The sequence below is a fragment of the Pseudomonas sp. MF08875 genome, assembly GCF_059862525.1.
In genome coordinates this window covers 16,350-29,608 of the sequence record NZ_JCBCUW010000001.1, presented here as the reverse complement: position 1 = coordinate 29,608, position 13,259 = coordinate 16,350, and the positions used below count along the sequence as shown (strand labels likewise).

Genomic DNA, 13,259 nt, shown 5'->3' with positions numbered 1-13,259 from the left:
TGCCGGTTCTGCGTTAGATCAATTGACAAGCGCTGTGAGCTTTCCTAGGGTGCCGCCATTGTTTTTTCTGGACCCTTGCCATGACTTCCGACGACCGCATCAAACTGGAACCGAGCTGGAAGGAGGCCCTGCGCGCCGAGTTCGACCAACCCTATATGGCCGAACTGCGCGAGTTTCTGCGCCGCGAACATGCCGCGGGCAAGGAGATTTACCCGCCGGGTCCGATGATCTTCAATGCGCTCAATTCCACGCCTTTGGACAAAGTCAAAGTGGTGATCCTCGGCCAGGATCCCTACCACGGCCCCGGCCAGGCCCATGGCCTGTGCTTTTCGGTGCAACCGGGCGTACCGGCGCCGCCGTCGCTGGTCAATATCTATAAAGAGCTCAAGCGCGACCTGAACATCGACATCCCCAGCCACGGCTACCTGCAAAGTTGGGCCGACCAGGGCGTGCTGATGCTCAACACCACCATGACCGTGGAACGGGCGACCGCCAACGCCCATGCGGGTAAGGGTTGGCAGTTTTTTACCGACCGGGTGATCGAGATTGTCAGCGAGCACCAGCCGCACCTGGTGTTCTTGTTGTGGGGCGCCCATGCCCAGAGCAAGCAGAAACTGATCGACGCCACCAAGCATTTGGTGCTGACCTCCGTGCACCCGTCGCCGTTGTCGGCCTATCGCGGTTTTCTCGGCTGCGGGCACTTCAGCCGCACTAACAAGTACCTGGAGCAGAATGGCGAGGCGCCGATCGAGTGGCGTTTGCCGCTCGTCGTGTGAGGGTTTGGCTCAGTCCTGACGGTTCCAGTGGCGGAACAGCGGCTCGGCCAGAAACAGCACGAACAACAAGCGCATGACCTGCATCGCAGTGACCAGAGGCACCGACAGTTGCAGGGTTTCGGCGGTGAGGCTCATTTCCGCAATACCGCCGGGCATCATGCCCAGGGTCAGGGAGCGCAGGTCCAGGTGGGTCAGGGCGCTCAGGCCCAGGGCTGCGAGGGTGGCGATGAGCATGGTCAGCGCCGTGCCGACCAGGGTGCGGCCCATGAACGACGGGGCGCGGCGAAAAAACTGACGGTTGAAGTGGCAACCCAGGCCACTGCCGATCAGCCATTGGCCGACTTGGCTGCCGCCGTCGGGCAAACCGATGTGCAGATCCCAACCGATACTGACCGCCGCGCTCACCAGTAACGGCCCGAACAGCCAGGGGTTGGGCTGGCGCAGGCGTTGCCAGGACCAGGCGAGCAGGGCGCCCGCCGGGAACAACACGGCCAGCCAGCGCCAATCGACAGTGGCCGGGTGCAGCAGCGGTACGCCGTCACCCAACAGGTACTTGAAGGCAGCCGGCACACAGAGCACCACCACCAGTACCCGTAAGCTTTGCCCCGCGGCGACGCGGCTGAGCACGGCGCCGTTGCGGGCGCCGAGGTTGACCATCTCGCCGGAACCGCCCGGCATGCTGGAGAAGAACGCAGTGGCGCGGTCTTCGCCGGTGCGGCGCAGCAACCAGACCCCGACCACGCTGGACAGGCTGGTCACCAACGCACCGAAGAAGATCAGGCCGAAGTGGCTCATCACCTGCTCGATCACCACCGGGGTGAAGTGCAGGCCAATGCCGATGCCGACAATCCATTGCCCGCATTTGCGCCCGCCGGGAACTTCCGCTAACTGCCAGGGGGTGAGGCAGCGCACCAGGATGATCGCCAGCAACGAACCGACCATCCACGGCAGCGGCCAGCCGACCAGGCTGGCGAGGTAGCCGCCCGCCAGGCCCACCAATGGCGTGCCCCACCAGGCTTTAAAGGCCCGCTCAGACATCGGCGATAAGGCGCCGTTGCAGGGCGCGTTTGCGCCAGATACGCAACAGCGGCACCAGCAGCATGATGGCGGTCAGCACCCAGACCCCAAAGGTGATCGGGCTCGACCAGAGGATTTCCAGCGCGCTGTCGGAAATTGACAGCGCCCGGCGCAGGTTCTGCTCCATCAGCCCGCCGAGGATGAACCCCAGCAGCACTGGCGAGAGCGGGAAATCCAGCTTGCGCAGGATGTAGCCGAAGATGCCGATGGCCACCATCAGGAACAGGTCGAAAGTGGTGGCGTGCACGGCGTAGACGCCGATCCCGGTAATGATCGCGATCACCGGCACCAGCGCCCAGTTCGGTACGGCGAGGATGCGGGTAAAGAGGCGGATCATTGGGATGTTGAGGATCACCAGCATGATGTTGGCGATGAACAAGGAGGCGATCAGGCCCCAGACGATGTCCGGTTGCTGCTGGAACAACAGCGGGCCGGGGGTGATGTTGTACAGCGACAGGGCGCCGATCATCACCGCAGTGGTGCCCGAGCCCGGTACGCCCAGGGTCAGCATCGGCACCAGCGCGCCACAGGCCGAGGCGCCGATGGCGGTTTCCGGGGCGGCGAGGCCGCGCATGTCGCCTTGGCCAAAAGTGCCCTTGGCGCCGGCGATGCGTTTCTCGGTCATGTAGGCCACGGCGCTGGCCAGCGTCGCGCCCGCACCGGGCAACACGCCCATGATGAAACCCAGGAGGCCGCAGCGCACGTTCACCGCGAACACCGCCGAGGCTTCCTTGAGGTTGAACAGCATCCGCCCGGTGGCCTTGACCGCTTCCTGGCCACGGTGGGTTTTCTCCAGCAACAGGAGGATTTCGCTGATGGAGAACAGGCCCAGCACCAGCACCACGAACTGAATGCCGTCGGTGAGGTGGACATTGTCGCCAGTGAAACGGTACACACCGCTGTTGGCATCGATCCCCACCGTTGACAGAAACAGCCCGATCAGCGCCGCGATAAAGGTCTTGAGCGGTCGATCACCGGCCATGCCTCCCAGGCAGACGATGGCGAACACCATCAGCACGAAGTATTCCGCGGGGCCGAAGGCAATCGCCCATTTCGCCAGCAGCGGGGCGAACAACACCATGCCGCAGGTGGCGATGAATGCGCCAATGAACGAGCTCCAGGCCGACAGTGACAGCGCCACACCGGCCATGCCTTTGCGCGCCATCGGGTAGCCGTCGAGGGTGGTCATCACGGTGGAGGCTTCGCCGGGGATGTTGAGCAGGATCGAGCTGATGCGCCCGCCGTACTCGCAGCCCAGGTACACGGCGGCCAGCAGGATCAGCGCCGACTCCGGCGGCAGGCCGAGGGCGAAGGCGATGGGGATCAACAGCGCCACGCCATTGATAGGGCCCAGGCCCGGCAACAGGCCAACCACGGTGCCGATCAGGGTGCCGCACAGCGCGGTGACCAGGTTGTAGGGGCTCAGCGCCACGCCGAAGCCCTGGCCCAAGTAGCTGAAAGTATCCATATCAGTTCTCCAGGACGGCCAGCAGGCCCAGGGGCAGCGGCACGTCCATCAACGTGTCGAACAGCAGGTAGAGGCCAACGCTCATCAGGGTGGTCACCGCGATGGCAGGCAGCCAGCGGCCGCCATACAGGCGTGCCATGGGAATGCCGATCAGCATGCTGCTGAGGATGAAGCCCAGGGGCTCGAACAAGCTGGCGAAGAGCAGCAGCAACGCGACGCACAGGCCGATTTTTTGTAGGGTTTCGCGGTCCAGAGGCGGTTCGTCCTCGCTGTGCACGATGGGTGTGGGGCGAAACAGCATATAAAGCAGCGCCAGGCCCATCAGGCCCAGCATCAGCAGGGGAAAGGCCCTTGGGCCGACAGGTTCGTAGGAAAAAGCCGCCTGATAGGGCCAGGCCATGAGGGCCAAACCCAGGCACGCCAACAGCAGTGCGCCGGCGAAGATACGTTGTAACAGCATGGGGAACTCCTGGGCCGCGCGCCCGTTGCTCGGGGCGCGCGGCCGCTAGAAAGAGGCGATCACTGGATCAGGCCGAACTCTTTGGCCAGGACTTTGTAGTCGGCGACCTGCTTTTTCACGTAGGTGTCCAGTTCCGGGCCGGTCAGGGCGAATGGGAACAGCTCGCGTTGGTCGCGCAGCGTGGCGAAGTCAGTGGAGGCCAGCATTTTGTCGAAGGCGTCTTTCCACCAGGCGTAGTCTTCGTCGCTGACTTTCGGCCCCAGGTAGAAGCCGCGCACCACGGGCCAGACGATGTCGTAGCCCTGCTCCTTGGCGGTGGGAATGTCTTTCATTTCCGGTTCGTCCAGGCGTTGTTCGGCGAACACTGCCAGCAGGCGCATGTCGCCGCTCAGGATGTGGGGCATGGAGTCGGAAATATCGGTGCTACCGACCTGGATGTGCCCGCCCAGCAATGCGGTGGCGATCTCGCCGCCGCCTTCGAGGGCCACGTAGCGCAGGTCGCGTGGGTTGATCCCGGCGGCCTTGGCGATTAGCGCGGTTTGCATCCAGTCCTGGCTGCCGACGGTGCCGCCGGAGCCTATCACCACTTTGCTCGGGTCTTTTTTCAGGGCCTGGACCAAATCGTCGAGGCGCTTGTAGGGCGAGTCGCTTCTCACCGCGATGGCGCCGTAGCTGGTGCCCACCGCTGCGAGCCAGCGCACGTGGGTTTCATCGAAACGGCCGAACTTGCCCTGGGCCAGGTTCAGCAAGGAGCCGCTGGACCAGGCCACCAACGTGCCGGCATCGGCCGGGCGCTGGGCCACCACCGCGTTATAGGCCACCGCGCCCACGCCGCCGGGCATGTAGGTGACGCGCATGGGTTTGCTCAGGAGTTTTTCGTTGACCAGGGCGCTTTGCACCAGTTTGCAGGTCAGGTCGAAGCCGCCGCCGGGGGAGGCGGGGGCGATACATTCCGGGCGCTTGGGTTCGGCCAGCAACTGGCCGGTAAACAGCAGGCAACCGACGGCCAGGGCACATTGACGCAGGGATAGGGGCATGGTGGTCTCCAAGGGAGTTGTTGTTATGGGTGTGACGGGGCTTATCAGAGCACAACGCTGTAGCTGACCAGCAGGCGCATGTCATCGGCGCCGCGGGATGAACAGAGGGAGCGGTAGGTGGCGTTGCGCAGGAATCGGGTGGGCGGACGAAGACGGGGCTGTGCTGACCGCATCGTGGAACACTCCATTTATTGTTCTTATTGTCGAAAACGCATCGGGGCGTTTTTCGGGGAACTACGCTTGACCGCGTACCGCGGCCGAAACTGTCCGTGGCGGGACTCTAGCGGGCCAACCTTTCGCTAACCTTTCAGGTTTTTTTTGCCTTCACAGCATCGGATGCGCCTGTAAACTCCGCGCCCAAGAGTGGCGCCGACCCTTCCTGAATGAGGTACAGATCCATGCGTGTCCTGCTCGTCGAAGACCACCTGCAGTTAGCTGAAAGCGTCGCCCAGGCCTTGAAAAGCACCGGCCTGACGGTGGATGTGCTGCACGATGGGGTGGCCGCCGACCTGGCCCTGGGCAGCGAAGACTACGCGGTGGCAATCCTGGACGTGGGCCTGCCGCGCATGGATGGTTTCGAGGTGCTGGCGCGGTTGCGCGCCCGGGGCAAAAACCTACCGGTGCTGATGCTCACCGCCCGCAGCGACGTCAAGGATCGGGTCCACGGCCTCAACCTGGGGGCCGATGATTACCTGGCCAAGCCGTTTGAACTCACCGAACTGGAAGCGCGGGTCAAGGCCCTGCTGCGCCGAACCGTGCTCGGTGGCGAACGCCAGCAACGCTGCGGGGCGTTGGTCTATGACCTGGACACCCGGCGCTTCACCCTGGGCGAGGAACTGCTGACGCTCACTTCCCGCGAACAAGCGGTGCTCGAAGCCCTGATTGCCCGCCCGGGCCGGGTGATGAGCAAGGAACAACTGGCCTCCCAGGTGTTCGGCCTGGACGAAGAGGCCAGCCCCGACGCCATCGAAATCTACGTGCATCGCTTGCGCAAGAAACTCGATGGCCACCCGGTGGTTATTGTCACCTTCCGGGGGCTTGGCTACCTGCTGGAAAGCCGCGATGCATAAGCCCAGCAGCCTGCGTTGGCGCTTGTTGTGGAACCTGGCCCTGCTGCTGGTGGTGTTGATGGTGGCCAGCGGCTTGAGCGCCTATTGGAACGGCCGCGAGGCGGCGGACACTGCCTACGATCGCACCCTGCTGGCCTCGGCGCGGACCATCGCTGCGGGCCTGTCCCAGCGCGACGGCAGCCTGAGCGCCGATGTGCCCTATGTGGCCCTCGACACCTTCGCCTACGACAGTGCCGGGCGCATCTACTACCAGGTCAACGACATCCACCAAAAACTTATCTCCGGCTACGAAAACCTGCCCGGCCCGCCACCGGGTACGCCGCGCACAGATGATTACCCGGCCCTGGCACGCTTCTACAACGCCACCTATCAGGGGCAGAACGTGCGGGTGGTGAGCCTGCTCAAGGCCGTGATCGAGCCGAACATGAACGGTATGGCGGAAATCCGCGTCGCGGAAACCGACGAGGCGCGGGTGAGCATGGCCCGCAGCCTGATGGCCGACACCCTGTTGCGGTTGGGCATGCTGGCCATGGGCGCGCTGCTGTTGGTGTGGTTTGCCGTCAGTGCCGCGTTGCGCCCATTGGAGCGCTTGCGCACGGCGGTGGAAGAACGCCAGCCCGATGACCTGCGGCCACTGCCGTTGGTGCAGGTGCAGCATGAGCTGTGGCCTTTGGTGCGGGCGCTGAACCACTTCACCGAGCGTTTGCGCGGGCAGTTCGAGCGCCAGGCGCAGTTCATCGCCGACGCCGCCCACGAGTTGCGCACGCCCCTGGCGGCGCTCAAGGCGCGCTTGGAGCTGGGCCTGCGTGCCAGTGACCCGCAAACCTGGCGCCTGACCCTGGAAAGCGCGGCCCAGGGCACGGATCGCTTGACCCACTTGGCCAACCAGTTGCTGTCCCTGGCGCGGATCGAAAACGGTGCGCGGGCGATTGCCGAGGGCGGTGCCCAGCGTCTGGACCTGAGCCAATTGGCGCGGGAACTGGGCATGGCCATGGCGCCCCTGGCGCATGCCCGGGGTGTGGCCCTGGCGCTGGAGGCCGATGAGCCGGTGTGGTTGCTCGGCGAGCCGACGCTGCTCAACGAGTTGCTCAGCAACCTGGTGGATAACGCGTTGGCCCACACGCCTGCGGGTGGCAACGTGATTTTGCGCGTCGCCGCACCGGGTGTGCTGGAGGTGGAAGACGATGGCCCGGGCATCCCCCGCGAGGAACGCGGCCGGGTGTTCGAGCGCTTTTACCGACGCAGCGCCCAAGGCGCCGGTTCGGGCCTGGGGCTGGCGATTGTCGGGGAGATCTGCCGCGCACACCTGGCGCAAATCAGCCTGCACGACGGTGCGGGGGGCGGGCTGAAGGTGCGGGTAAGTTTTATTGCTGGCGCCTAGTAAAACATCGACCGGGATTCTTCCAGGTCGAGGCACAAGGTGGGGTTGTCCAGGTCAAGGTCCAGTTTGCGGAACGCCGGAACTTCCTGCAGGTCGAGCCGCGCCAATGGGTGCCGGGTGCCCCGGTGGCAGTAGAGCGTGGCCACTTGCACCAGGTCGACGTAATCCAGTTGCAAGGATTGGCGGGTGAAATCCTGGTACAGGCCGGGCAGCTTCACCAGCCGTTCCGGGAATTCCCAAACACTGAGCAGTTTGTCCCCCAGCAACGGGTGGATGTGTTCGATCACGTGGTTGAGGCTGACCGGGTCGGACAGCAGCTCATAGTGGTCTTCGGCGTAAGTGAGAATCGGCAGCACGCCGATTTGGTGTACCAAACCACCGAGGGCCGCTTGGTCCGGCATCAGTTGGCTGTGGCTGCGACACAGGGCGTAGCTGACGCCCGCCACTTCCAGGCTGCGGCGCCAGACTTCGCGCATTTTCTGCTCTACCACCTCGGAACGGGCGTGGAAGATCTGCTCCATCACCAGGCCAATGGCCAGGTTGCTGCTGTAGTTGACGCCCAGGCGCGTGATCGCGGTGTGCAGGTCGGTGACTTCCTGGGTGGCCCGTAGCAGAGGGCTGTTGACCACTTTGATAAGGCGTGCCGACAGGGCGGTGTCGCGGCCGATCACTTTGCTCAGGGTGCTGACGCTGATTTCCGGGTCTTCGGCGGCCTTGCGTATGCCCAGGGCCACCTCCGGCAGTGTTGGTAGGACCAGGTCATCGTTGTCGATGGCGGCCACCAGATCCCGTTGGACTTTTTCTGCCAGCTTGCTCATTTCTGCTCTCTAGGGTGTTGCAAAAAGGTGCTGCGCTTAACGCTGGATTTCACGGTCGCGATCCAGAGAGTAAGGCAGGTCGAGCAGGTGCAGGGCCGGGCCTTCGAGGGTGGCCAGGTGAATATCGCCCGCTTCAGCGGCTTCGGCCTGTAGCACGGCCAATAGTTCCATGCCGGTTGCGCTGCGTGCGGCAATCACCACTTCACCGATGGAGCTGGCGTGGCTGGGCGCAAAGAGCGGCGTGCCGGGCTCGGGCAGGACGCTGGCGTCCAGGGCCAGGCGATAGAGGCGGCGCTTGAGTTTGCCCAGGTACTGCATGCGCGCGACGATTTCCTGGCCGGTGTAGCAGCCCTTCTTGAAGCTCACGCCGCCCACGGCTTGCAGGTTGAGCATCTGCGGGATGAACAGTTCGCGGGTGGCGGCCATGACCTGGCCGATGCCGGCCCGCACCTGCCCCAGCAGCCAGGCGTTGAGATCGCCCTCGGGCAGGTGGGTGGCGAGGGTCTGGTGCAACGCCTCGGCCTGTTGCGCCGCCGCCCACAACTCGGCGCGGGCTGGGGAGACGCGCACGGCGATCAAGCCATTGGCGCGGACGACGGCGTCAGTCTCGGCCGGCAGGTCCAGGCCCAGGGCGCGCAGCGCGGCATCGCCGTCGTTCAGGCCAAAACGCACCCAGGCAGCGCTTTCGTCGGTCAATTTGGATTTGGAGAACACGGCGTATTTCTTCAGGTCCGCCAGTTGTGGCTCCACCAGCTCGCGGGCCATGGCCAGCAGGCAGCCATCCCCTTCAAGCAGGATGCGAAAGCTCGATTGCATGCGGCCCTTTTGCGTGCAGCGCGCGCCCAGGCTGGCGTGGCTTTGGCTCAGGTAATCGAGGTTGCAGGTTAACTGGCCTTGCAGGAACTTGGCCGCGTCCGAGCCGCGAACAGCCAGGACACCTTCATGGGACAGCGTGCAGAAAAAAGCGGAATCGGCCATGGGTCATCGCAGGGTAAAAAGTCTGGGGCACATCATAAGGGGGCGCCCTGGAAATGGGTAGTTTCCAAAGGATCGGCGGTGGCCGACCAAAGCCGACTGGCCCTGGCCATTACGGGCTGTATACTTGCGCCCTATTTGAGGAGCGTTCCATGGTCGAAGACGTTGAACTGAATCGCCTTTACTGGCACAGCCGCCGCGGCATGCTTGAGCTGGACGTGTTGCTGGTGCCGTTCGTCAGGGAGGTTTACCCCCATCTGAATCAGGTTGACCGCGACTGCTACGTCAGGCTGCTCGAATGCGAAGACCAGGATATGTTCGGCTGGTTCATGGAGCGCAGCGAATCCGAAGACCCCGAGTTGCAGCGCATGGTTCGCATGATCCTGGACCGTGTTCAGCCCAAGTAATCACTTTGAATGCCGCTGGCATGCCTCACGGTACCTGCTGGCGGCCTATCTCCTGGCCCAGCTGTTCGCGCTGGGTTCGTTGCTTGCCCTTGATATTGGCGGTTGGGCACGTCTGGCCGCTGTCGTGTTGTGCCTGGGCCACGGGGCCTGGACCCTGCCGCGGCATATCCTGCTGACCCATCCCACAGCCTTCTGCGCCCTGCGTCGTGACGCTGACGGCTGGCAACTATGGAACGCCGCCGATGGCTGGCAGGCCGTGCAATTGCGCCGTGACAGCCTGGCGCTGCCGATGATGGTGGTGCTGCGTTTTCGCTTGCGCGGCCAGCGCCGGGTACGTGCGGTGTGTGTGCCGCGCGATGGGCTGGCGCCGGAGGTGCATCGGCGCCTGCGGGTTCGTCTCAAGTTCAGTCGGCGTAGGTGGGCGGCACCAGAATAGTGTCCAGGGCCTGTTCCAGTTGGTTCGGGTAATCGAGCGTGTAGTGCAGCCCGCGGCTTTCCTTGCGTTCCATGGCGCTGCGGATCATCAGTTCTGCTACCTGGGCGAGGTTGCGCAGTTCGATCAAGTCCCGGCTGACCTTGTAGTTACTGTAGAACTCGTCGATCTCATCGAGCAGCAAGCGCACCCGGTGCTGGGCCCGCGCCAGGCGTTTGTTGGTGCGCACGATGCCTACGTAGTCCCACATGAAGCGCCGGAGTTCATCCCAGTTGTGGGCGATGATGACGTCTTCGTCGGAATCGGTAACCTGACTGGCATCCCATGCCGGCAGGGTGTCAGGCGCGCCGATCCGGGGCAGCTGCTCGACAATGTCGGCCGCTGCCGAGCGGGCATAGACAAAACACTCCAGCAGCGAGTTGCTGGCCATGCGGTTGGCGCCGTGCAAACCGGTGAAACTGGTTTCGCCAATGGCATACAGGCCGGGCACATCGGTGCGGCCCTGCTGGTCCACCATCACACCGCCGCAGGTGTAGTGCGCAGCGGGCACCACCGGGATGGGTTGGCGGGTGATGTCGATGGAAAACTCCAGGCAGCGCTCATAGACGGTGGGGAAGTGGTTCTTGATGAAGGCTTCGGGCTTGTGGCTGATGTCCAGGTACACGCAGTCGATGCCCAGGCGCTTCATCTCGTGGTCGATGGCGCGGGCCACGATATCCCGGGGCGCCAACTCGGCGCGGGGGTCGAAACGCTGCATGAAGCGCTCGCCGTTGGGCAGCTTTAGGTGGGCGCCTTCCCCTCGCAGGGCTTCGGTAATCAGAAAACTCTTGGCCTGCGGGTGATACAGGCACGTGGGGTGGAACTGGTTGAACTCCAGGTTGGCCACGCGGCAGCCCGAGCGCCAGGCCATGGCAATGCCATCACCGCAGGCACCGTCGGGGTTGCTGGTGTAGAGGTAGACCTTCGCCGCGCCGCCAGAGGCAAGCAGGGTGAAGCGCGCGCCGTAGGTGTCCACTTCGCCAGTGCCACGGTTGAGCACATAGGCGCCCAGGCAGCGGTCACCGTCGCGGCCCAGGCGTTTTTCGGTAATCAAGTCCACGGCGACCCGTTGCTCCAGCAACTCGATGTTCGAGCGCTGCCGGGCTTGGGCCAGCAGGGTCTTGAAGATCGCGGCGCCCGTGGCGTCGGCAGCGTGGATGATGCGCCGATGGCTGTGCCCGCCTTCGCGGGTCAAGTGGAACTCGAAACCGCCGTCCTCGGTGCCGGATTGTTCGTCGCGAGTAAACGGCACGCCTTGATCGATCAGCCATTGGATGGCTTCGCGGCTATGCTCGACGGTGAAGCGCACGGCATCTTCGTGGCACAGACCGCCGCCGGCATTGAGGGTGTCTTGGACATGGGATTCGACGGTGTCGGTGTCATCCAGCACGGCGGCGACGCCGCCCTGGGCCCAGAAGGTCGAACCGCTGGCCAGGTCGCCCTTGCTCAGCACGGCAATGCGCAGGTGGCCGGGCAAGGTCAGGGCAAGGCTCAAACCGGCAGCGCCGCTGCCAATCACCAGAACATCGTATTGAAACTGTTGGCTCATTTCAGGATTCCGCTCGATGCGACCCGGGTCGGGGTTGGCGCAAGACACCTGGAACGGCGAGTCAAGACAGCCACACAGGCGACTAGTATATAGAGGGGTGGATCGGCACAATAGCCGGGCGTTCATGGCATTGTGAAACTACCGTGACAGGTACTATTAGCTGGCCGGGTCTAAAGGCTGCTGCTTTCACGAAGAATTCCGCCCTAGGCGAATATCGACGATGAAGGGCGCTTTTTCCCGACATGGTTGCACAATGTTCATCGAAGGCGGTTATAACGCTGGGAACTTTTACTGTGCCGTCAGGCTCAATAGAAGGTTGCCCGTAGGAAAGGGATAGCGTCGGTTATTGCGGGAAACGGGTGAACCGGTTCCCGGAAAAGGGTCGACGACAAGATTATTCGCGCAGCCGGCCATGCCCGAGCTGCGTTTTTCGTGTGTGCCAGATCAGAGCTCACAGGAAACTTGCTTGGAGGGGGAGAACTTTTGCGAAAAGCCCGAGTCTATGTTTGCAAGTCCGGTCATTTGGTAATGCAAGCCTCCTCTGAGTTCATCGAGGAGTGTTCATGCTAACCCAGGAAGAGGATCAGCAGCTGGTCGAGCGCGTACAGCGTGGCGACAAGCGAGCGTTTGATCTGCTAGTGCTGAAATACCAGCACAAAATTCTCGGGTTGATCGTGCGATTTGTGCACGACACCCATGAAGCCCAGGACGTTGCACAAGAGGCCTTTATCAAGGCTTACCGTGCGCTTGGTAATTTTCGCGGCGACAGCGCCTTTTATACATGGCTGTACCGCATCGCCATCAATACGGCGAAAAACTATCTGGTTTCCCGCGGTCGCAGGCCACCGGATAGTGATGTCAGTTCTGAAGATGCGGAGTTCTATGATGGCGACCATGGTCTTAAAGACCTTGAGTCACCGGAGCGGGCCCTGTTGCGTGATGAGATCGAAGGCACAGTCCATCGAACCATCCAGCAATTACCAGAAGATTTGCGCACAGCTTTAACTTTGCGTGAATTCGACGGTCTGAGTTACGAGGACATTGCAAGCGTCATGCAATGTCCAGTGGGTACCGTGCGCTCCCGGATTTTCCGCGCTCGGGAAGCCATCGATAAAGCCCTGCAGCCGTTGTTGCAGGAAAACTAAAGACAGCGGCGACAGCCAAGAGAGGAACCGCCATGAGTCGTGAAGCCCTGCAGGAATCGCTGTCCGCAGTGATGGATAACGAAGCGGACGAACTGGAATTACGTCGGGTATTGAATGCCTTTGACGAGACTGAAACCCGCGATACCTGGGCTCGTTATCAGGTTGCACGGGCAGCCATGCACAAGGAGTTGTTGCTCCCTCGCATGGACATCTCGGCGGCTGTCTCCGCAGCCCTGGCTGATGAAGCCGTGCCGGCCAAGGTTACTCGCGGCCCGTGGCGCAGCCTGGGTCGTCTGGCGGTTGCCGCGTCCGTGACGGTCGCTGTGTTGGCAGGCGTGCGCCTGTACAACCAGGACGATATCGCTGGCGTCGAATTGGCCCAGCAGTCCCATCAGGCAACCCTGGCCGCACCGCAGGTCAAAGGTCCGGCAGTGTTGGCAGGCTACAAGGAAAGCTCCGAGGTCGCAGGCCCCATGACCAACGGCGTGATGCAGGCTCAGCCGCAGGATCAGCGCGTGCCAGGTTTCTTGCGCCAGCATGCTCAGCAGGCCGCCCTTAAAGGGACTGAAAGTGCATTGCCTTACGCTCGTGCGGCCAGCCAGGAAGTCGCTAAGTAAGGAGGCG

At 63.1% G+C, this 13,259-nt stretch carries 15 protein-coding genes; 7 read left to right on the top strand and 8 right to left on the bottom strand.

Features of this window, described 5'->3' with window-relative positions:
- The first annotated feature begins 80 nt into the window (after positions 1–80).
- Positions 81–776: a uracil-DNA glycosylase gene (gene ung, locus AC19YT_RS00170; protein WP_095107154.1), complete on the top strand. Its 696-nt coding sequence runs from the start codon at positions 81–83 to the stop codon at positions 774–776.
- Positions 777–785: 9 nt separating this feature from the next.
- Here the strand turns inward: ung and AC19YT_RS00165 are convergent, their stop codons facing one another.
- From AC19YT_RS00165 to AC19YT_RS00145, 5 genes are read right to left on the bottom strand one after another with little or no spacing between them, the layout of a single operon-like run.
- On the bottom strand, positions 786–1,814 hold the full coding sequence (locus AC19YT_RS00165) for an AbrB family transcriptional regulator (protein ID WP_500609516.1): 1,029 nt from the start codon (positions 1,812–1,814) through the stop codon (positions 786–788).
- Positions 1,807–3,321, bottom strand: coding sequence for a tripartite tricarboxylate transporter permease (locus tag AC19YT_RS00160; protein WP_500609515.1), 1,515 nt, complete (start codon positions 3,319–3,321; stop codon positions 1,807–1,809). Before AC19YT_RS00160 ends, AC19YT_RS00165 begins: the two co-directional genes overlap by 8 nt.
- Position 3,322: 1 nt before the next feature.
- The gene (locus tag AC19YT_RS00155) at positions 3,323–3,781 is read right to left on the bottom strand and encodes a tripartite tricarboxylate transporter TctB family protein (RefSeq protein WP_500599708.1); all 459 of its coding nucleotides are present in this window, start codon (positions 3,779–3,781) and stop codon (positions 3,323–3,325) included.
- Between the two features lie 59 nt (positions 3,782–3,840).
- Positions 3,841–4,818 carry a Bug family tripartite tricarboxylate transporter substrate binding protein gene (locus AC19YT_RS00150; protein WP_095107162.1) on the bottom strand — a complete coding sequence of 326 codons (978 nt, stop codon included), beginning with the start codon at positions 4,816–4,818 and terminating at the stop codon, positions 3,841–3,843.
- 44 nt (positions 4,819–4,862) lie between these two features.
- Complete coding sequence (locus tag AC19YT_RS00145) at positions 4,863–4,991, bottom strand: hypothetical protein (protein ID WP_256576518.1); 129 nt, start codon at positions 4,989–4,991, stop codon at positions 4,863–4,865.
- A gap of 225 nt (positions 4,992–5,216) precedes the next feature.
- Here AC19YT_RS00145 and AC19YT_RS00140 point away from each other — a divergent pair, with 225 nt between their 5' ends.
- Positions 5,217–5,888 carry a response regulator gene (locus AC19YT_RS00140; protein WP_500599711.1) on the top strand — a complete coding sequence of 224 codons (672 nt, stop codon included), beginning with the start codon at positions 5,217–5,219 and terminating at the stop codon, positions 5,886–5,888.
- Positions 5,881–7,269 carry a sensor histidine kinase gene (locus tag AC19YT_RS00135; RefSeq protein WP_095107166.1) on the top strand — a complete coding sequence of 463 codons (1,389 nt, stop codon included), beginning with the start codon at positions 5,881–5,883 and terminating at the stop codon, positions 7,267–7,269. Before AC19YT_RS00140 ends, AC19YT_RS00135 begins: the two co-directional genes overlap by 8 nt.
- On the opposite strand, the gene AC19YT_RS00130 is transcribed toward AC19YT_RS00135, so the two are convergent.
- Positions 7,266–8,087 carry an HDOD domain-containing protein gene (locus AC19YT_RS00130; protein WP_500609514.1) on the bottom strand — a complete coding sequence of 274 codons (822 nt, stop codon included), beginning with the start codon at positions 8,085–8,087 and terminating at the stop codon, positions 7,266–7,268. The two genes, AC19YT_RS00135 and AC19YT_RS00130, sit on opposite strands and share 4 nt — an antisense overlap.
- A gap of 36 nt (positions 8,088–8,123) precedes the next feature.
- The gene (ygfZ, locus tag AC19YT_RS00125) at positions 8,124–9,065 is read right to left on the bottom strand and encodes a CAF17-like 4Fe-4S cluster assembly/insertion protein YgfZ (RefSeq protein WP_095107170.1); all 942 of its coding nucleotides are present in this window, start codon (positions 9,063–9,065) and stop codon (positions 8,124–8,126) included.
- A 149-nt stretch (positions 9,066–9,214) separates the two neighbouring features.
- Between ygfZ and AC19YT_RS00120 the strand changes: the two genes are divergently transcribed.
- Both AC19YT_RS00120 and AC19YT_RS00115 read left to right on the top strand, forming a co-directional pair.
- Positions 9,215–9,469: an FAD assembly factor SdhE gene (locus AC19YT_RS00120; RefSeq protein WP_095107172.1), complete on the top strand. Its 255-nt coding sequence runs from the start codon at positions 9,215–9,217 to the stop codon at positions 9,467–9,469.
- Entirely contained in the window at positions 9,453–9,905 is a 453-nt protein-coding gene (locus AC19YT_RS00115; protein WP_500609513.1) for a protein YgfX, read from the top strand. Before AC19YT_RS00120 ends, AC19YT_RS00115 begins: the two co-directional genes overlap by 17 nt.
- Here AC19YT_RS00115 and nadB read toward each other — a convergent pair.
- Positions 9,874–11,490: an L-aspartate oxidase gene (gene nadB / locus AC19YT_RS00110; protein ID WP_095107176.1), complete on the bottom strand. Its 1,617-nt coding sequence runs from the start codon at positions 11,488–11,490 to the stop codon at positions 9,874–9,876. The genes AC19YT_RS00115 and nadB overlap by 32 nt on opposite strands.
- A 563-nt stretch (positions 11,491–12,053) precedes the next feature.
- On the opposite strand from nadB, the gene rpoE reads away from it, so the two are divergent.
- Both rpoE and AC19YT_RS00100 read left to right on the top strand, forming a co-directional pair.
- Complete coding sequence (rpoE, locus tag AC19YT_RS00105) at positions 12,054–12,635, top strand: RNA polymerase sigma factor RpoE/AlgU (RefSeq protein WP_003172477.1); 582 nt, start codon at positions 12,054–12,056, stop codon at positions 12,633–12,635.
- Positions 12,636–12,667: 32 nt separating this feature from the next.
- Complete coding sequence (locus AC19YT_RS00100; protein WP_095107178.1) at positions 12,668–13,252, top strand: sigma-E factor negative regulatory protein; 585 nt, start codon at positions 12,668–12,670, stop codon at positions 13,250–13,252.
- Positions 13,253–13,259: the final 7 nt, after the last annotated feature.

Bases quoted from the DNA above. Each gene is read 5' to 3' on its own strand.
- ung (WP_095107154.1), top strand. From the start codon at position 81: ATGACTTCCGACGACCGCATCAAACTGGAACCGAGCTGGAAGGAGGCC.
- AC19YT_RS00165 (WP_500609516.1), bottom strand. From the start codon at position 1,814: ATGTCTGAGCGGGCCTTTAAAGCCTGGTGGGGCACGCCATTGGTGGGC.
- AC19YT_RS00160 (WP_500609515.1), bottom strand. From the start codon at position 3,321: ATGGATACTTTCAGCTACTTGGGCCAGGGCTTCGGCGTGGCGCTGAGC.
- AC19YT_RS00155 (WP_500599708.1), bottom strand. From the start codon at position 3,781: ATGCTGTTACAACGTATCTTCGCCGGCGCACTGCTGTTGGCGTGCCTG.
- AC19YT_RS00150 (WP_095107162.1), bottom strand. From the start codon at position 4,818: ATGCCCCTATCCCTGCGTCAATGTGCCCTGGCCGTCGGTTGCCTGCTG.
- AC19YT_RS00145 (WP_256576518.1), bottom strand. From the start codon at position 4,991: ATGCGGTCAGCACAGCCCCGTCTTCGTCCGCCCACCCGATTCCTGCGC.
- AC19YT_RS00140 (WP_500599711.1), top strand. From the start codon at position 5,217: ATGCGTGTCCTGCTCGTCGAAGACCACCTGCAGTTAGCTGAAAGCGTC.
- AC19YT_RS00135 (WP_095107166.1), top strand. From the start codon at position 5,881: ATGCATAAGCCCAGCAGCCTGCGTTGGCGCTTGTTGTGGAACCTGGCC.
- AC19YT_RS00130 (WP_500609514.1), bottom strand. From the start codon at position 8,087: ATGAGCAAGCTGGCAGAAAAAGTCCAACGGGATCTGGTGGCCGCCATC.
- ygfZ (WP_095107170.1), bottom strand. From the start codon at position 9,065: ATGGCCGATTCCGCTTTTTTCTGCACGCTGTCCCATGAAGGTGTCCTG.
- AC19YT_RS00120 (WP_095107172.1), top strand. From the start codon at position 9,215: ATGGTCGAAGACGTTGAACTGAATCGCCTTTACTGGCACAGCCGCCGC.
- nadB (WP_095107176.1), bottom strand. From the start codon at position 11,490: ATGAGCCAACAGTTTCAATACGATGTTCTGGTGATTGGCAGCGGCGCT.
- rpoE (WP_003172477.1), top strand. From the start codon at position 12,054: ATGCTAACCCAGGAAGAGGATCAGCAGCTGGTCGAGCGCGTACAGCGT.
- AC19YT_RS00100 (WP_095107178.1), top strand. From the start codon at position 12,668: ATGAGTCGTGAAGCCCTGCAGGAATCGCTGTCCGCAGTGATGGATAAC.